The sequence below is a fragment of the Novosphingobium sp. SG720 genome, from assembly GCF_012275365.1.
Taxonomy (GTDB): Bacteria; Pseudomonadota; Alphaproteobacteria; order Sphingomonadales; family Sphingomonadaceae; genus Novosphingobium; species Novosphingobium rhizosphaerae.
The window spans coordinates 847515-866105 of the sequence record NZ_JAAZQN010000001.1 but is presented as its reverse complement, the minus strand read 5'-3'; the positions used below and the strand labels follow the sequence as shown (position 1 = coordinate 866105).

At 66.3% G+C, this 18591-nt stretch carries 11 protein-coding genes; 9 read left to right on the top strand and 2 right to left on the bottom strand.

Going from position 1 to position 18591, the window contains the following annotated elements; translation table 11 throughout:
* Positions 1–15: 15 nt before the first annotated feature.
* Complete coding sequence (locus FHW94_RS03905) at positions 16–1416, bottom strand: aldehyde dehydrogenase (RefSeq protein WP_168554432.1); 1401 nt, start codon at positions 1414–1416, stop codon at positions 16–18.
* Positions 1417–2079: 663 nt separating this feature from the next.
* Between FHW94_RS03905 and FHW94_RS03900 the strand changes: the two genes are divergently transcribed.
* The 7 genes from FHW94_RS03900 to glgX all read left to right on the top strand — a co-directional run bounded on the left by FHW94_RS03900 (position 2080) and on the right by glgX (position 15495).
* The gene (locus FHW94_RS03900; protein WP_168554431.1) at positions 2080–4152 is read left to right on the top strand and encodes a TonB-dependent receptor; all 2073 of its coding nucleotides are present in this window, start codon (positions 2080–2082) and stop codon (positions 4150–4152) included.
* 531 nt (positions 4153–4683) lie between these two features.
* Positions 4684–7092 carry a glycogen/starch/alpha-glucan phosphorylase gene (locus tag FHW94_RS03895; protein ID WP_168554430.1) on the top strand — a complete coding sequence of 803 codons (2409 nt, stop codon included), beginning with the start codon at positions 4684–4686 and terminating at the stop codon, positions 7090–7092.
* A 10-nt stretch (positions 7093–7102) separates the two neighbouring features.
* Positions 7103–9283 carry a 1,4-alpha-glucan branching protein GlgB gene (gene glgB, locus FHW94_RS03890; protein ID WP_168555452.1) on the top strand — a complete coding sequence of 727 codons (2181 nt, stop codon included), beginning with the start codon at positions 7103–7105 and terminating at the stop codon, positions 9281–9283.
* A gap of 16 nt (positions 9284–9299) precedes the next feature.
* Positions 9300–10559: a glucose-1-phosphate adenylyltransferase gene (gene glgC / locus FHW94_RS03885; RefSeq protein WP_168554429.1), complete on the top strand. Its 1260-nt coding sequence runs from the start codon at positions 9300–9302 to the stop codon at positions 10557–10559.
* A 63-nt stretch (positions 10560–10622) separates the two neighbouring features.
* Positions 10623–12086 carry a glycogen synthase GlgA gene (glgA, locus tag FHW94_RS03880; protein ID WP_168554428.1) on the top strand — a complete coding sequence of 488 codons (1464 nt, stop codon included), beginning with the start codon at positions 10623–10625 and terminating at the stop codon, positions 12084–12086.
* Complete coding sequence (locus FHW94_RS03875) at positions 12083–13714, top strand: alpha-D-glucose phosphate-specific phosphoglucomutase (RefSeq protein WP_168554427.1); 1632 nt, start codon at positions 12083–12085, stop codon at positions 13712–13714. The genes glgA and FHW94_RS03875 overlap by 4 nt, the downstream gene beginning before the upstream one ends.
* Complete coding sequence (gene glgX, locus FHW94_RS03870; protein WP_168554426.1) at positions 13714–15495, top strand: glycogen debranching protein GlgX; 1782 nt, start codon at positions 13714–13716, stop codon at positions 15493–15495. The genes FHW94_RS03875 and glgX overlap by 1 nt, the downstream gene beginning before the upstream one ends.
* Positions 15496–15588: 93 nt before the next feature.
* Here the strand turns inward: glgX and FHW94_RS03865 are convergent, their stop codons facing one another.
* Entirely contained in the window at positions 15589–16281 is a 693-nt protein-coding gene (locus FHW94_RS03865; protein ID WP_168554425.1) for an alpha/beta hydrolase, read from the bottom strand.
* A 351-nt stretch (positions 16282–16632) separates the two neighbouring features.
* On the opposite strand from FHW94_RS03865, the gene FHW94_RS03860 reads away from it, so the two are divergent.
* Both FHW94_RS03860 and FHW94_RS03855 read left to right on the top strand, forming a co-directional pair.
* Complete coding sequence (locus FHW94_RS03860; RefSeq protein WP_168554424.1) at positions 16633–17412, top strand: polysaccharide deacetylase family protein; 780 nt, start codon at positions 16633–16635, stop codon at positions 17410–17412.
* A gap of 20 nt (positions 17413–17432) precedes the next feature.
* Complete coding sequence (locus FHW94_RS03855) at positions 17433–18545, top strand: glycosyltransferase (RefSeq protein ID WP_168554423.1); 1113 nt, start codon at positions 17433–17435, stop codon at positions 18543–18545.
* Positions 18546–18591: the final 46 nt, after the last annotated feature.

Genomic DNA, 18591 nt, shown 5'->3' with positions numbered 1-18591 from the left:
TCTTGTTTCGGAAATTCAGATCGGGAAATGGCCGGGTTGGGTTTCCACGGTGATCCAGCGCAGTTCGGTGAAGCTGTCGATCCCGGCCTTGCCGCCAAAGCGGCCATAGCCAGACGCGCCGACACCGCCGAAGGGCATCTGTGCTTCATCGTGCACGGTGGGGCCGTTGACGTGGCAGATGCCCGAAGTGATCTGGCGCGCCACGCGCAGGCCACGCGCGGTGTCGCGCGTGAACACGGCGGCGGAGAGGCCATATTCGCTGTCGTTGGCCAGTGCGATGGCATGGGCTTCATCCCGCGCGTGGATCACGCCGACGACCGGGCCGAAGCTTTCATCGCGGAACAGCTTCATGGCCTGCGTCACGCCATCCACCACATGGGCGGGCATCAGCACGTTGTGGGTGGTTTCACCGCCCACCAGCAGCGTGGCGCCGTGATCGAGCGCGTCCTGCACCAGGCCCTGGCAGTGCGCCACGGTCTTGGCATCGACCACGGCGCCCAGCGGGGTCTTGCCCTCGCGCGGGTCACCCACGGCGAGCGTTTCGACCTTCGCCTTGAAGCGCTTGGCAAATTCTTCGGCCACGGCTTCGACCACGATGATCCGCTCGGTGCTCATGCAGATCTGGCCCTGGTTCATGAACGCGCCAAAGGCCGCGGCCTTGACCGCTTCATCCAGGTCAGCATCTTCCAGCACGATCAGCGGCGCCTTGCCGCCCAGTTCGAGCAGGCAGGGCTTCAAGTGGCCAGCCGCGCGGGTGGCGATGATCTTGCCAACCGCGGTGGAGCCGGTGAAGTTGATGCGCTTGACCTGCGGCGCATCGATCAGCGCGCCCACCACCGCGCCGGCATCGGCCGGGGCATTGGTGACGACCTGGACCACGCCTTCGGGGAAACCGGCTTCGGCAAAAGCCTCGATAATCAGGGCATGGGTGCGCGGGCACTGTTCCGATGCCTTGAGAATGACCGCGTTGCCGCAGGCCAGCGGCACGGCAATGGCGCGCACGCCCAAGATGATCGGCGCGTTCCACGGCGCGATACCCAGGATCACGCCGACCGGTTCACGCAGGGCCATGGCCAGGCAACCGGGCTTGTCCGACGGGATCACTTCGCCGGCGATCTGGGTGGTGAGCGCGGCAGCCTCGCGCACCATGCTGGCGGCCAGGCCCAGGTTGAACAGCGCCCAGCCCTTGGTGGCGCCGATTTCGCCCATCATCGCCTCGACAAAGGCATCTGCGCGCGCTTCGAGCGCGGCGGCCGCCTTCATCAGCACGGCGCGCCGGGCATTGGGGCCTTGGGCAGCCCAGGCCGGAAACGCGGCACCGGCCTTGGCGGCAATGGCGGGGATATCGGCAGCCTGCATGGCCGGGGCCGAAGATGCCACCGAGCCATCAAGGGGATTGAGCCGTTCGAACTGCATCGTGAGTCTCCCAATTATGTTATGGTTTATAGCAATCATCGTAGGCAGCCGCAACCGGGCAGTGCCGCCACAGGCCCATCGCGGGCGGTTATGCCCCTTGGGGCACCTGCTATTTCGCCTAGGCAAACATACGGGGTGATTTGCAATTTCCGCATCAGCGCAGATTGGTTGCAGATGCGCTTATCGTCTTTTATTCATATATTTCAAATCTATAATGGAATGCAAGTGTTCCGGCAGGGAAAGGGTGTTTCTTGCTGAGCGTTTAACAATTGCATTTTTTGCAATATCAGTTCTGCATTTCGCACTTGCACATTTGCGCTGCGGCAGACAAAAGGGACGGGCCTTTCAGGCATCCTCTCCCAAACTTTCGAAGGGCCGCCCATCTGGTGCGGCCTTTTTTTTGCGCCTTGTGCCTCCGCCCGCGGCGTGCGCCATTGGCCTAACGTGCAATGGCGCCGGGACAAAGCAACGGCCATCGTCGCCCCGCGGGCACGGGGGCATGTGGCATCAAAGCCGCAGCAAACGCGCCATGCACGATAACCAGAACAATCGCGGATGACGCCGCCAGGGGGCCTCACCATAAGGGGCGCAATGGGCAGGGACTGTCAGGAGAGGACGAGCCAAGTGCGCGCATTGCATACCAAATTCCCATCTACCTCGGCCATGGCATTGGGACTTGCCCTGGCTCTGGCTGCGCCGGCGATGGCAGCAGATGCGCCTGACGCAGCCCCCGACGCAGCCGACGCCAGTGGCGCGGGGCGCACGATCGTGGTGACCGGACAGGGCCTGGCGGCGACGCCCGCCACCCCGGCCTATGACACGCAGACGATTTCTGCGGCGCAGTTGAACGCCACCGCATCGGGCCGAATCGACGATGCCCTGCTTTCGGCCGCCGGCGTGCAGCAATTTCGCCGTTCCGACAGCCGCGCGTCCAATCCATCGGCCCAGGGTATCACCCTGCGCGCGCTGGGCGGCAATGCCACCAGCCGCACGCTGGTGCTGCTCGATGGCGTGCCGATGGCCGATCCGTTCTTTGGCTATATCCCCATGAACGCGATCGATCCCGAGCGCTTGGCCAGCGTGCGCGTGCAGCGCGGTGGCGGATCGGGCGCATTCGGCGCGGGCGCGGTGGCCGGCACGGTGGACATGACCAGCGCCGGACAGGCCGATCTGGGCTTGCTCAACGCGCAGGGCCTGGTGGACGATCGCGGCGAGACCACGGTTTCGGGCGCGCTGGCGCCCAAGCTGGGCCAGGGCTTTGCCGTGGTGACCGGACGGTGGGACCGCGGCCAGGGTTTTTGGACGACGCCTGAAAGCCAGCGCGTGGCCGCCAGCGTGCGGGCCCGCTATGAAAGCTGGTCAACCGGCGTGCGCGCGGTGGCGCCCCTGACGGGCAGCGTGGAATTGCAGGCCCGCGTGGCCGCGTTCGAAGACAACCGAACCTTGCGCTTTGCCGGGGCGGACAATGGCATCAGCGGGCAGGATGCCAGCTTGCGCCTGGTGGGCCGTGGCGCGTGGCAGTTCGATGCGCTGGCTTATGTCCAGGCGCGCGATTTCCACGCCGTTACGGTGAGTTCAACGAGTTTCAAGAAGACGCTGGACCAATACGCCACGCCGTCCACCGGCCTTGGCGGCAAGCTGGAACTGCGCCCGCCGGTGGGCGGTGGCCACGTCCTCAAGCTGGGGGCAGACTGGCGCCGGGCCGATGGCGTAACCAAGGAGAACGCCATCTCCGCCGTCACCGGCCTGGTCACCGCGCGGCGCAATGCCGGCGGGCGAAGCGACGACGTGGGCTTCTTTATCGAGGATGACTGGACTTTGGGCCCGCTGGTGCTGACCGCAGGCGGCCGCGCCGATCGCTGGGCGATCACCCAGGGCCACTATGGCGAATTGAACGCGGCCGGGACCACGACCGTCACCTCCGTCGGTGATCCTGCCGTTGCCTCGCGCACGGGCTGGCAGGGCAGTTGGCGCGGTGGCGCGGTCTTGCAGGCGGCAAGCTGGGCCTCGCTGCGCGGGGCGGCCTATACCGGGCTGCGCCTGCCCACGCTCAACGAACTCTATCGCTCGTTCACGCTCGCCGCGCCCAATGGCAGTGGCGGCGTTTCGCTGACTACCACCCAGCGCAACCCGGCGCTCAAGAACGAGCGGCTGATCGGCTTTGAAGGCGGGATCGACCTGACCCCGGCCAAGGGCGTGAAGCTGACGCTGACGGCGTTCGACAACAAGGTGAAGGACGCGATCGCCAATGTCACGCTGTCCACCAGTGGCACCACCACCGTGCGCCAGCGCCAGAACGTGGCCGCCGTGCACGCGCGCGGGCTGGAACTGGGCGGCGAAGTGACCGCCGGCACGCTGTCTTTCAACGGCAGCCTGGCCTGGACCGACGCCAAGGTGGAAGCGCCCGGCACGGCGCTGGACGGCATGCGGCCTGCCCAGACACCGCGCATTGCCGGCAGCGCCACGCTGGCCTGGCACCCTGCCCCGCGCTGGACCGGCGCGGTGACGCTGCGCCACGTGGGCCTGGCCTATGAAGACGATCTCCAGACCGCGCCGCTGCGCGCGGCGACAACGCTGGATGCTTTTGCCCAAGTGCCGCTGGCGCCCTGGGCCAGCCTGGTGCTGCGCGGGGAGAACCTGTTCGACACCACGATCGTCACGCGCAATTCGGGCGGCACGATCGACATCGGCACGCCGCGCACGCTGTGGGCAGGGCTGCGGATCGGGTTGAGGTAAGCGGGGCCGCCGCGTTTTCGGGAAGGGCCCTTCGACAGGCCCAGGGCGAACGGATCTTCGGTGATGAAATCCGTTCGGGCTGCGCGTGTCGAAGGGCCCAACTGCGCGCCCTACCCTGCAATCGTATTCAATCCCCAAGCAGGCAGACAGGCGCAGGATTTGCGCCTAGCCTTCCTGTTGCCGGCCAGACGCGCAGCACAGCGTGCGGTGCCATGGGGGGATGCGCGCGATGGGGCAGGCGTTCACGCACAATTCGATGGGCGGGCGGCGCCGTTCTTACATTGTTTGCAACTCTGCGCTTGTCGGCAGGGGCTGGCCTGGCTTACCCCTTGCATCGGGAGGTCGCAGCCGGGGGCAATTCGGGCTGCGACAACAAGCCGCTGGCCGTGGCCGCATGTCGCAAGGGGGCGGCAGCGGCGTCACGCGATACGGGGGCAGGAGCCAGCGAAAGGCCGGGATAACCGGCCCGATCCATGTTGCGCCCTTGGGCACGCAGCATGGCACGGCCCAAAGCAGGTGGAGCCAGTAGCCATGACCCTCGAAATCACGTCCAAGGTTGCCGAAATCGACGCCCACATCATCGATGTGCTGCGTCACCGCGTGGGCAAGGACGAACGCGCCGCCAAGCCGCATGACTGGTATACCGCCACCTGCCTGGCGCTGCGCGACGTGGTCATCGACCGCTGGATGGAATCCACCCGCAAGACCTATGACGAAGGCGGCAAGCGGGTCTACTACCTCAGCCTGGAATTCCTGATCGGGCGGCTGCTGCGCGATGCGCTGTCGAACCTTGGCCTCACCCGCGAGATGGAAAAGGCGCTGGCCAGCCACGGCTTTGACCTGGCAGCGCTGGAAGAGCTGGAACCCGATGCCGCGCTGGGCAACGGTGGCCTGGGCCGCCTGGCTGCCTGCTTCATGGAAAGCCTCGCCAGCCTGGACATTGCCGCCTACGGCTATGGCATCCGCTATGTGAACGGCATGTTCCGCCAGCGCATCGACGATGGCTGGCAGGTGGAATTGCCCGAAACCTGGCTGAGCCACGGCAATCCCTGGGAATTCGACCGCCGCGAAAGCGCCTACATGATCGGCTTTGGCGGCGAAGTGATCGACAATGGCGATGGCGTGGAATGGCATCCGCATGAAAAGGTGGAAGCCAACGCCGTCGATACGCCAGTGGTGGGCTACAAGGGCAAGCGGGTGAACACCCTGCGCCTGTGGACGGCCAACCCGCTCGACCCCATCCGCCTGGATGCGTTCAACGCCGGCGACCATGCCGGGGCGCTGGCCGAACAAGTGCGCGCCGATGCGCTGGTGCGCGTGCTCTACCCAGCCGACAGCACCCCGGCAGGCCAGGAGCTGCGCCTGCGCCAGGAATATTTCTTCACCTCTGCTTCCATCCAGGACATCGTGCGCCGCCACGCGCAATACCATGGCGACGTGCGCACCCTGCCCGACAAGGCCGCGATCCAGCTCAACGACACGCATCCGAGCGTGGCCGTGGCCGAGCTAATGCGCTTGCTGGTGGACGTGCACGGCCTTGAATTCAACGAAGCCTGGGAAGTGACCAAGCGCACGGTGGGCTATACCAACCACACCCTGCTGCCCGAGGCACTGGAAAGCTGGCCGCTGCCGCTGTTCGAACGCCTGCTGCCGCGCCACATGCAGATCATCTATGCGATCAACAGCCGCGTGCTGCGCGAAGCGCGCAAGGCGGGACTGGACGACCGCGCGATCGCCGCGATCAGCCTGATCGACGAAGGCGGCGAGCGGCGCGTGCGCATGGCCAACCTGGCTTTCGTGGGCGCGCATTCGATCAACGGCGTGGCCGCGCTGCATACCGAGCTGATGAAAGGCACGGTCTTTGCCGATCTCCACGCGCTCTATCCCACGCGCATCAACAACAAGACCAATGGCGTCACCCCGCGCCGCTGGCTGCAGCAGTGCAACCCGCGCCTGGTGGGCGTGATCAAGGATGCGATCGGCGACGCGTTCCTGGATGACGCGGAAAAGCTTTCGGAACTCAATGCCCTGGCCGATGATGCCGCGCTGGGTGAACGCATTGCCGAGGTCAAGCGCGCCAACAAGGTGGCGCTGGCCGGGCATATCAAGCAATTGACCGGCACCCGCATCGATCCCGATGCGCTGTTCGACGTGCAGATCAAGCGCATCCACGAATACAAGCGTCAGTTGCTCAACCTGGTGGAAACCGTTGCGCTCTATGACCAAATTCGTAGCCACCCGGAACGCGACTGGACCCCGCGCGTAAAGATCTTCGGGGGCAAGGCCGCGCCAAGCTATCACAATGCCAAGCTGATCATCAAACTGGCCAACGACATTGCCCGCCGCGTCAACTCCGACCCTTCCGTCGGGGGACTCCTCAAGGTGGTGTTCGTGCCGAACTATAACGTGACCCTGGCCGAACGCATCATTCCGGCCGCCGATCTTTCGGAACAGATCTCCACCGCAGGCATGGAAGCTTCGGGCACGGGCAACATGAAGTTCGCGCTCAACGGCGCACTCACCATCGGCACGCTCGACGGCGCGAATATCGAGATCAAGGACCGCGTGGGCGATGACAACATCGTGATCTTCGGCCTGACGGCAGACGAAGTGGCCCAGACCCGCGAAAACTATAACCCGCGCGCGGTGATCGAGAGCAGCCGCGAATTGCAGCAGGCCATTTCCGCGATTGCCAGCGGCGTGTTCTCGCCCGACGATCCGCAGCGCTATGCCGGCCTGATGGGCGGGCTTTACGACAGCGACTGGTTCCTGGTGGCGGCCGATTTCGATGCCTATCACGCCGCGCAGCGCGGGGTGGACAAGCGCTGGGAAAACCAGGCCGCCTGGCGCGCCAGCGCGATCCGCAACATCGCCAACGTGGGCTGGTTCTCGTCCGATCGCACGATCGGCGAATATGCCCGCGACATCTGGGGAGTTTGACATCCTGACCATGCACCCCCCGGCAGAGGCGATTGCCGCGCTGCTTGACGGCACCCACGCCGACCCATTTTCATTGCTGGGGGTGCATCCTGGTCCGCAGGGCGCCTTTGCCCGCGCCATCCTGCCCGGCGCCGAGCGCGCCGAAGCCTTTGCCCTGGATGGCACGCCGCTTGGCGTGCTGTCGCGCGTCGATCCGCGCGGCCTGTTCGAAGGGCCGGTGGCCGGCCCGCGCCAGCCGGTGCGCTATGCCTGCCAGGCGGGCACGTATACCTGGGAAGTGACCGATCCCTATTCGTTCGGGCCGGTGCTGGGGCCGGTCGACGATTTCCTGATCGGCGAAGGCACCCACCATCGCTTGTTCGACAAGCTGGGCGCCCACGTGATCGACCACGAAGGCGCGCGCGGCGTCCACTTTGCCGTCTGGGCGCCCAATGCCCGGCTGGTGAGCGTGGTGGGCGATTTCAACGATTGGGACCCTGCCCGACATCCCATGCGCCGGCGCACCGACACCGGCATCTGGGAACTGTTCCTGCCCGAAATCGGCGGCGGGCGCGCCTACAAGTATCGCATCGTCGGGCCCGATGGCACGGTGCAGCCTTACAAGGCCGATCCCTTTGCCTTTGCCGCCGAGTTGCGCCCGCATACCGCCTCGATCACGCTGGACGAGCCGCCGCATGAATGGGGCGACGCGGCCCACCGCGCGCATTGGGCCCAGGTCGATCCGCGCCGCCAGCCGATCTCGATCTATGAAGTGCACCCCGGATCCTGGCGCAAGCCGGGCGATGGGCGCGAATTCTACAGCTGGGACGAGCTGGCCGCGCGGCTGATCCCCTATGCCGTGGACATGGGCTTTACCCATATCGAATTCCTGCCCGTGTCAGAGCATCCCTACGATCCAAGCTGGGGCTACCAGACCACCGGGCTCTATGCGCCATCGGCCCGGTTCGGCGACGCGCAGGGCTTTGCCCGCTTCGTCGATGGGGCGCACCGCGCCGGGGTGGGCGTGCTGATCGATTGGGTGCCAGCGCACTTCCCCACCGATGCCCACGGATTGACGCGGTTCGACGGCACCGCGCTCTATGAACATGAAGACCCGCGCCAGGGGTTCCACCCCGATTGGAACACCGCGATCTACAACTTCGGCCGGCGCGAAGTGCGCGATTTCCTGGTCAACAACGCGCTGTTCTGGGCCGAGCGCTATCACGTCGACGGGTTGCGCGTCGATGCGGTCGCCTCGATGCTGTACCGCGACTATTCGCGCAAGAGCGGCGAATGGGTGCCCAACGCGCAAGGCGGGCGCGAGAACTGGGAAGCGGTGGATTTCCTGCGCACGATGAACCAGGCGGTCTATGGCACCTGCCCCGGCGTGATCACCGTGGCCGAGGAATCGACCAGCTGGCCCGGCGTGACCCAGCCGGCGCTGGACCAGGGCGAACGCCCATCGAGCCTAGGCTTTGGCTTCAAGTGGAACATGGGGTTCATGAACGACACGCTGCGCTACATGGCGCGCGAACCCGTGCATCGGCGCTATCACCACGACGAGATCACGTTCGGCCTGATGTATGCGTTCACCGAGAACTTCGTGCTGCCGATCAGCCATGACGAAGTGGTGCACGGCAAGGGCAGCCTGCTGGGCAAGATGGCCGGCGACGAATGGCAGAAGTTTGCCAACTTGCGCGCCTATTACGGGCTGATGTGGGGCTATCCCGGCAAGAAGCTGCTGTTCATGGGCCAGGAATTTGCCCAATCGCGCGAATGGAGCGAAGCGCGCGAGCTGGATTGGGACCTGTTGCAACATGCCCCCCACGCCGGCATGCAGGCCTGGGTGCGCGACCTCAACCGCGCCTATGCCGCCCTGCCCGCCCTGCACGCGCGCGATTGCGAGGGCGAAGGCTTTGAATGGCTGGTGGTGGACGATGCGCTGGCCAGCGTGTTTGCCTGGGTGCGCCGCACGCCCGGCCACGCCCCGGTGATCGTGGTTTGCAACATGACCCCGGCATTGCACGACCACTATCGCCTGCCCGCCCCGCAGGATGGGGTGTGGCGCGAAGTGCTCAATTCCGATGCCGCGATCTATGGCGGCAGCGGCCAGGGCAACGCCGGCAAGATCGTGGCGCGTGATGGCGCGGCCTTTGTCATCCTGCCGCCGCTTTCCACGATGATGTTCGAATTGCAGGACCAACCCGAATAATCGGTCAGGAGGAACAATGCGCAAAACCTATGGGCAACCGCTGGCCCGCGATGCCATGGCCTATGTCCTGGCCGGGGGACGCGGCAGCCGGTTGAAGGAGTTGACCGACAACCGCGCCAAGCCGGCGGTCTATTTCGGCGGAGTCAGCCGCATCATCGACTTCGCCCTGTCGAATGCGATCAATTCGGGCATCCGGCGCATCGGCGTGGCCACGCAATACAAGGCGCATTCGCTGATCCGCCACATGAACCGCGCGTGGAACTTCATGCGCCCCGAACGCAATGAAAGCTTCGACATCCTGCCCGCCTCGCAGCGCATTTCCGAGCTGTTGTGGTATGAAGGCACGGCCGACGCGGTCTATCAGAACATCGACATCATCCAGGCCCATGCGCCCAAGCACATGGTGATCCTGGCGGGTGACCACATCTACAAGATGGACTACGAATTGATGCTGCAGCAGCACGTCAATTCGGGTGCCGACGTGACAGTGGGCTGCCTGGTGGTGCCCAAGGCCGAGGCAACCGGCTTTGGCGTGATGGGCGTGGACGAAAACAGCGTGATCACCAGCTTCGTCGAAAAGCCGGCCGATCCGCCGACCATTCCCGGCGATCCGGACCATGCCCTGGCCTCGATGGGCATCTATGTCTTCGAAACGCAGTTCCTGTTCGACCAGCTGCGCCGCGATGCGGCCACGCCGGGATCGAACCGCGACTTTGGCGGCGATATCATCCCCTACATCGTCAAGCACGGCAAGGCGGTGGCCCACCGCTTTACCGACAGCTGCATCCGCGCGGCCGAGGAGATCGGCGAGTACTGGCGCGACGTGGGCACGCTCGACGCCTATTTCGATGCCAACCTCGACCTGACCGACACGGTGCCCGCGCTCAACATGTACGATCGCGAATGGCCGATCTGGACCGACCAGATCGTGGCCGCCCCGGCCAAGTTCGTGCACGACGAGGATGGCCGGCGCGGCATGGCGATCTGTTCGCTGATCAGCCAGGACTGCATCGTTTCGGGCGCGCTGGCCAAGCGCAGCCTGCTGTTCACCGGCGTGAAGATGGGCTCTTTCTCCAGCGTGGAGGAAGGGGTGATCCTGCCCTATTGCAACATCGGCCGCGGCGCGCAGTTGAAGCGGGTGATCCTGGATTCGGGCGTGCGCATTCCCGAGGGCCTTGTGGTGGGCGAAGATCCGGAACTCGATGCCCGGCGGTTTCGTCGCACCGACAATGGGGTGTGCCTCATCACCAAGGCGATGATCGACAAGCTGGTTTAACGCCATTGTTGCATAACATGCCCTCCCCCTGCTTCCGTCCGCAGGCGGGAGGGGGAGATTGGAATGACTTTGCGCGTTCTTTCCATCGCGTCCGAAGCGGTGCCGCTGATCAAGACCGGGGGGCTGGCCGACGTGGTTGGCGCCCTGCCCGATGCCGTTGCGCCCCATGGCGTGGCGATGACCACGATCCTGCCCGGCTATCCAGCCGTGCTGAAAGCCGTCGGCAAAGCCAAGGCGATCCACCAGTGGGACAGCCTGCTGGGTGAACCGGCGCGGTTGCTGGCCGGCAAGCTGGCCGGTAACCTGGGCAGCCACCCTTTGCTGGTGGTGGACAGCCCCAACCTGTTTGCGCGCGAAGGCGGGCCCTACACCGATCTGGCCGGGCGCGACTGGGGGGACAACTGGCGGCGTTTTGCCGCGTTTTCCCGTGCCGCAGCCGACGTGGCGGGCGGCGCGGTGAAAGGCCTGGCGTTCGACGTGGCCCATGCCCACGATTGGCAGGCGGCGATGGCCCCGGCCTATCTGCGCTTTGCCCCGGCCGGCGTGGGCACGGTGCCTTCGATCATGACCATCCACAACATGGCGTTCCAGGGGCACTATGGCTCTGACATCTTTGCCTTGCTGGAACTGCCGTCGTGGGCCTGGGCGATCGACGGGGTGGAATACCACGGCGGCGTGGGATTTTTGAAAGCCGGCCTGGAAAGCGCGAGCGCGATTACCACGGTCAGCCCGACGTATGCCCGCGAGATTCGCGATCCCGCGTTCGGCATGGGGCTGGAAGGGCTGATCGCCGCAAAGGCGGACCGGGTGAGCGGCATCGTCAACGGCATCGATCCGGCGGTGTGGAACCCGGAAACCGATGCCCACCTGCTGCAGACCTATTCCTGGCGCTCCCTGTCGCGACGCCAGGCCAACAAGCGCGCGCTGGAGCGGGAATTTCACCTGGACCAGAGCGATGGGCCGCTGTTCGTGTGCATCACGCGGCTGACCTGGCAAAAGGGCATCGACGTTCTGCTTGAAGTCATCGACCATCTCGTTGGGCTGGGCGGGCGGCTGGCGCTGCTGGGTTCGGGCGATGCTGCAATGGAAGCGGGGCTGCACGCCGCCGCCGCGCGCCATCCCGGCCGGGTCAGCTTGCGCATCGGCTATGACGAAGCACTCTCGCACCGCATGCAGGGCGGTGGCGACGCGATCCTGGTGCCCAGCCGGTTCGAGCCTTGCGGGCTGACCCAGCTTTACGGCCTGGCCTATGGCTGTGTGCCGGTGGTGGCGCATACCGGGGGCCTGGCCGATACCGTGGTGGACGCCAACCTGGCCGCGATCAACAGCCAGGCCGCGACCGGCGTGGCGTTTCACGGCGTCACCTATCCTTCTTTCGCAGCTGCGATAACGCGCACGATTGCCCTTTACGGGCAACGCGATGTCTGGACGCAGATGCAGCGAACAGGCATGAAGACGGACTTTTCGTGGAAGCGCAGCGGCCAGGCCTATGCTGCGCTCTATCGCCAACTTGCGGGGGCACAATGACGATCACGACTCACCAGACCACGCCCTATGCCGGGCAGAAACCGGGCACATCGGGCCTGCGCAAGAAAGTGCGCGTGTTCCAGCAGCCCAATTATGCCGAGAATTTCATCCAGGCCGTGTTCGACGTGGTGGAGCGCCCGGCCGGCAGCACCCTGGTGATCGGCGGCGATGGACGCTATCACAACCGCACGGTGATCCAGCAGGCGATCCGCATGGCGGCGGCCAATGGCTATGCCCAGGTGCTGGTGGGCCAGGGCGGCATCCTGTCCACCCCGGCGGCGAGCAACGTGATCCGCCAGTACAAGGCCAGTGGCGGCCTGATCCTTTCGGCCAGCCACAATCCCGGCGGGCCGGACGAGGATTTCGGCATCAAGTACAATATCGCCAATGGCGGCCCTGCGCCGGAAGGCGTGACCGAGGCGATCTATGCCCGCACGCAGACCATCGACCGCTGGCTGACGGTGGACACGGCAGACATCGACCTGGACAGCTGCGGCAGCGTGGACGTGGGCGGGTGCCAGGTTTCGGTGATCGATCCCGTCGCCGACTATGCCGACCTCATGGAAAAGCTGTTCGATTTCGCCGCGATCCGTGCTGCTGCAAGCGATGGCCTGACCATGGCGTTTGACGCGATGCACGCGGTGACCGGGCCTTATGCGGTGGAAATCCTGGAAAAGCGGCTGGGCTTTGGCGCCGGCACGGTGCGCAACGGCGTGCCGCTGGAAGACTTTGGCGGGCACCATCCCGATCCCAACCTGGTGCACGCCAAGGCCCTGTTCGACACGATGTTTGCCCCCGACGCGCCCGATTTCGGCGCGGCATCGGATGGCGACGGGGATCGCAACCTGATCATCGGCAAGGGACGCTTCATCACCCCATCCGACAGCCTGGCGATGCTGGCGGCCAATGCACACCTGGCGCCCGGCTATGCCCGTGGCCTGGCTGGCATTGCCCGCTCGATGCCCACCAGCGCAGCGGCCGATCGCGTGGCAGAGGCGCTGGGCATCCCCGCGTTCGAGACGCCCACCGGGTGGAAGTTCTTCGGCAACCTGCTCGATGCCGGCAAGGCGACGATCTGCGGCGAGGAAAGCGCCGGCACCGGATCGGACCACGTGCGCGAGAAGGATGGCCTGTGGGCCGTGCTGCTGTGGCTCAACATCCTGGCCGTGCGCAAGATCAGCGTGGACGCACTGGCGCGCGAGCATTGGGCCAAATATGGCCGCAACTATTACGCGCGGCACGACTATGAAGGCCTGCCCACCGAACAGGCCGATGCCCTGATCGCGGCGCTCAAGGCCAAGCTGGACGGCCTGCCAGGCCAGAGCTTTGGCGCGCTCACCGTGGCCACGGCGGACAGCTTCTCCTACCTCGATCCCGTCGATGGCAGCACCAGCGCCAACCAGGGCCTGCGCGTGCTGTTCGAGGGCGGATCGCGCATCGTGTTCCGCCTTTCGGGCACGGGGACCGAAGGCGCAACGCTGCGCGTCTACCTCGAACGCTATGAACCGGCCGACGGCTATCTCGATCGCGAAACGGGCGACATGCTGGCCGACCTGATCGCCGCGGCCGACGCCGTGGCGGGCATCGTGGCCCACACCGGCCGCACCGCGCCCGACGTGATCACCTGATGCCACACGGCGCGCACCCCTGCCCCGGCGGCACCGCCTGGCGGGTGCGCGCGCCGCTGGCCGAGGCCGTCTGGCTTTGCCTGTTCGATGGCGCGGCCGAAACCCGCCATGCGATGGTGCGCGATGGTGAGGACTGGACGCTGACGCTGCCGGGCAGCCAGGCTGGCGCGCGCTATGGCTATCGCGCGGGGGGCGACTGGGCGCCAGAACGCGGGCTGTGGTTCGATCCGGCCAAGCTGCTGGTCGATCCCTATGCGGTGGAACTGGACCAGCGCTTTGCCTATGAGCCAGCGCTATCTGCCTTGGGCGCGGATACGGCGGCACTGGTGCCCAAGGCCGTGGTGCCCGACGATCTGCCCAAGGTGCCCCCCGCCCCGCCGCTCTTCGCGCCGGGCGGACTGATCTATGAAGTCAACGTGCGTGCCTTCACCATGCTGCATCCGCACGTGCCGCAGCATTTGCGCGGCACGGTAGCGGCCCTGGCGCATCCGGCGATCGTGGCCCACCTCAAGAAGCTGCGCGTAAACGCGGTGGAACTGATGCCGATCGTCGCCTGGATCGAGGAGCGGCACCTGCCCCCGCTGGGCCTGACCAATGCCTGGGGCTATAACCCGGTGGGCTTCATGGCGCTCGATCCCGGACTGTGCCCCGGTGGCCTGGCCGAATTGCGCGAAACGGTGGCCGCCTTGCGCGCAGCGGGTATCGGCACGATCCTGGACCTGGTGTTCAACCACACCGGCGAAAGCGATCTGGCCGGCCCAATCGTGGGCCTGCGCGGGCTGGACAACCAGGCCTATGCCCACGATCCGGCGGGCCAACTCATCAACGATACCGGCTGTGGCAACACGCTGGACTTTGCCAATCCGCATGTGCGCCGCCTGACGCTGGATGCGCTGCGCCATTTCGTTGCCCATGCCGGCGTGGATGGCTTCCGCTTCGACCTGGCGCCGATCCTGGCGCGCGGGCCGGGCTTTGCCGCCGATGCACCGATCTTTGCCGAGATCGCAGCCGACCCGCTGCTGGCTGACCGCGTGCTGATTGCCGAACCCTGGGACATCGGGCCCGATGGCTATCAACTGGGGCGGTTTCCCGCCAACTGGCTGGAATGGAACGACCGCTTTCGCGACGATGCGCGGCGGTTCTGGCGCGGCGATGGCGCGCTGGGCGAGCTTGCCACGCGGCTGGCCGGATCGGCCGACGTGTTTGGCCCGTGCGATGCAACGCCCTGCCGAAGCGTGAATTTCCTGGCGGCGCACGATGGCTTTACCCTGGCCGATTGCGTGGCCTTTGCCCGCAAGCACAACCACGCCAATGGCGAGGACAACCGCGACGGGCATGACGACAATTTCTCGTGGAACAACGGCGTCGAAGGGCCGAGCGACGATCCGGCCGTGCTGGCGCGGCGCCAGGCGGCCTTGCGCGCATTGCTGGGCACGCTGTTTGCCTCGACCGGCACGATCATGCTGACCGCGGGCGATGAATTCGGCCGAAGCCAGCAGGGCAACAACAACGCCTACGCCCAGGACAACGCATTGACCTGGATCGACTGGCAGGGGCGCGACCATGATCTTGAGAACTTTGTCGCGCAGCTCGCTGCAAAGCGCGCGGGCGGCGACATGGCACGGTTTCCGGAAGACGGGCAATGGCTGGCGCTGGATGGCGCGCCGATGGATAGCGCGCGGTGGGAAGACCCGGCGACGCCCGGCGTGGCGTGGCACGATCCCGCCGGGATCAGGCCTGGCTTTCGGGTGAGCCGGGCCGACGGGGTGGCGCTGGGCTGACGGGCCCTTCGACCGGCTCAGGGCGAACGGAGCATGAGAATATCGCTCCCCCTCCTCTGAAGAGGAGGGGAGAACAGCACCTTAACCGCAGCCTCAAGCCCCCAGCCGCCGCAAGGCCGGATCGATATAGCGGCGCGGCGCCGGGACATAGTTGGCCTGGCCATCATCAAGCGACAGCGGCCGTGGCAGCAGGCGGTTGAGCAGCAGGCGGCCGAACGCCCATTCACCCAGGCCCGATTGCGCATTGATGTGGCCGGCCGCGCCCGCATCGGCAAAGCGCGCGCCCCAGCGCTGCGCCAGGCGCCGGGTGGCGCCGAACGCGGCGTAGCGATCGTCACGGCTGGCCACGACGATGGCGGGGAACGGCAGATCGGCATCCGGCACCGGGGCAAAGCGGGTGAGGCGGCGGTCCTTGACCCCGTCTTCCACGTCGGGCGGGGCAACCAGCAGCGCACCAATCACCGGCATGGCCGGCGCATGGGCGCGCGAGGCATTGGCGAGCCGTTCGTATTCCGCCCACCACGCCACGGCAAGGCAACCGAGGCTGTGCGCCACCAGGACCACCGGGCGACCGGTGCCTTCATGGGCGCGCTGAATCGCCAGCGCGAGCTTGTTGACCCAGGTGTTGCGGTGCGGATCGTTCCACAGCCCCAGGTCTACCCGGTGGCAATCGGGAAGTGTCTGTTCCCAAAGGGTTTGCCAGTGATCCGGGCCGGAGTTGTCCAGCCCCGGCACGGTCAGGATGATCGGATCGGCGTTGCGCGCGAAGGAATGTTCATGGGCCATACAAGTTCTCCCACCAAGGAAGCGGCCGGTCGACTCGGTCTACGTCCCGACATGAACAAGAGATAACTCAATCTTTGTGATAGACAATAGGCCGGCGATGAAACGACAGCCGTTTGCGCCCGGTGGGAAGGCGCTGGAACACCGTTGCATTTTGCCGCCAATTGCGACAGGCCCGAACCGGTGCAAGCTGGCGGGGGCCGGCGCAAGGGGGGCCTTGGCGCCCTGAAGCTTGCGGGCGTTGGGTTGAAGCGCCAGCAGGCTTTGGGTTCTTCGTTGTCATGCGATTTATGGACAAAAACCGGTGCCCACTTTTTGTCATCGCACTCTAAAGGGATCACGGACGTTTCCGGCATGACTGCACCAGCCAACCAAGACGCCCCGCGCAAGCGGCTGCTGGCCTCGATCCACGACGTGAGCCCGCGTTTCGAGCGCGAAGTGGACGCGCTGGCCGAACGGCTTTCCGGCCATCTGGGTACCGGCCGCTTTGCCATGCTGGTGATCCCCGATCATTGGCGCGGCGCGCCGCTGGCTGGCAATGCCGCGTTCCAGGCGCGGCTGCGCCAATGGGCCGACATGGGCATCGAGATGTTCCTGCACGGCTGGTGCCACAAGGACGAAACGCCCGCAGATCAGGGTCTTGCCGGCTTCAAGGGCAAGCACATGACCGCGGGCGAAGGCGAGTTCCTCAACCTGCCGCATGACCAGGCGCTGGCCCGCATGCGCGAGGGCAAGGCGCTGGTCGAAGATATCCTGGGCCGCCCGGTAACCGGCTTTATCGCGCCGGCCTGGCTCTATGGCCCCGGCGCCCACCAGGCGATGGGCGAAGTGGGCTTTGCCCTGGCCGAAGACCACATGAAAGTGTGGCGTCCGCAGACCGGCGAAGTGCTGGCCAAGGGCCCGGTGATCACCTGGGCCAGCCGCAGCAAGGCCCGCATCCGTTCCTCGCTGTGGTTCTCCGCATTGGCCCGGCAGGCCCTGCCCGCCACCCGCACGGTGCGCGTGGCGGTGCACCCCGGCGATACCACCGTGCCCGCGCTGCTGCGCTCGATCGACAAGACGCTGGCGCGCTTTGCCAAGAGCCACGCGCCCGCCCGCTATGCCAGCCTGACCGGCCCGGCGAGCCTGTTTTGACTGCAACCGCGCCAAGACCCTTGCGCGTTCTGACCTTCCTGCACAGCTTCGAGCCGGGCGGGGTGGAGCGCGTGGCGCTGCGCCTGCATCGCGCGTGGCTGGCGCAGGGGATCGACGCGCGGCTGGTGCTGGGGCGCACCCAAGGCGCGATGCGTGGCGAATGGCCCGGGCTTGAAGCCGAGGTGTTCGACAGCCACGGCGTGCCCACGGCGGCGTGGGAAACGCTGTGGATGATGCTGCGTCTGCGAGGTGCGATCCGCCGCCACCGTCCCGACGTGCTGTTTTGCGCCGGCAATTCCTATACCGTGGTGGCCGTGGTCATGCGCCTGGTGCTGGGCAAGCGTTGCCCGCCGATCCTGGCCAAGATCAGCAACGACCTGACGCGGGCCGACCTGCCCGCCCCCGCGCGCCCGTTCTATCGCCTGTGGCTGCGCATCCAGGGCCGCATGCTCCACCGCGTGGTGGGCATGGCGCAGCCGATGCGCGCCGAATTGCAGGACCTGATGGGCGTGCCCGCCGATCGCGTGGCGATCATCGACGATCCCGCGCTGGATGAAGCCCAGATCGCCCATCTCGAAACCCTGCCACGTCCGCCTCGCCCGGCCGCAGCGGGCCGCCGCTTCCTGGCGATCGGCCGGCTGGCCGCGCAAAAGAACTTCCCCCTGCTGCTGCGCGCCTTTGCCAAGATCGCGCGGCCAACGGACCGGCTCACCATCCTGGGCGAAGGGGGCGCACGCAAGACGCTGGAAACCCTGGCGCGCAGCCTGGACGTGGCCGACCGGGTGGACATGCCCGGCCACGTGAATCCGGTTTCCGACGCGTTGCTGGCCGCCGATGCGCTGGTCATGTCATCCGATTATGAAGGCGTGCCCGCCGTGGTGCCCGAAGCGCTGGCCGCCGGCCTGCCCGTGGTTTCCACCGATTGCAGCGTGAGCATGGCAGACCTGCTGGGTCATGGCCGCTTTGGCCTGCTGGTGCCGGTGCGCGACGAGGCCGCGCTGGCCGCCGCGATGGACGGTATCGCTGCCCTGCCCTTCGATTCGGCCGCGGCGCGTACCCAGGCACGCCGTTTTACCGTAGAAATTGCCGCCCAAAGCTATGTCGTTGAAATGCAGCGACTGGCCCATGGCTGACCACCCGCTGCCCGGCACGGGCGAACCCGCCGCTTGGGCCATCCTG

Coding starts and splice junctions, on each gene's coding strand:
- glgA (WP_168554428.1), top strand. CDS start 10,623: ATGACTTTGCGCGTTCTTTCCATCGCGTCCGAAGCGGTGCCGCTGATC.
- glgB (WP_168555452.1), top strand. CDS start 7,103: ATGCACCCCCCGGCAGAGGCGATTGCCGCGCTGCTTGACGGCACCCAC.
- FHW94_RS03905 (WP_168554432.1), bottom strand. CDS start 1,416: ATGCAGTTCGAACGGCTCAATCCCCTTGATGGCTCGGTGGCATCTTCG.
- glgC (WP_168554429.1), top strand. CDS start 9,300: ATGCGCAAAACCTATGGGCAACCGCTGGCCCGCGATGCCATGGCCTAT.
- FHW94_RS03875 (WP_168554427.1), top strand. CDS start 12,083: ATGACGATCACGACTCACCAGACCACGCCCTATGCCGGGCAGAAACCG.
- FHW94_RS03865 (WP_168554425.1), bottom strand. CDS start 16,281: ATGGCCCATGAACATTCCTTCGCGCGCAACGCCGATCCGATCATCCTG.
- FHW94_RS03895 (WP_168554430.1), top strand. CDS start 4,684: ATGACCCTCGAAATCACGTCCAAGGTTGCCGAAATCGACGCCCACATC.
- FHW94_RS03860 (WP_168554424.1), top strand. CDS start 16,633: ATGACTGCACCAGCCAACCAAGACGCCCCGCGCAAGCGGCTGCTGGCC.
- FHW94_RS03900 (WP_168554431.1), top strand. CDS start 2,080: ATGGCATTGGGACTTGCCCTGGCTCTGGCTGCGCCGGCGATGGCAGCA.
- glgX (WP_168554426.1), top strand. CDS start 13,714: ATGCCACACGGCGCGCACCCCTGCCCCGGCGGCACCGCCTGGCGGGTG.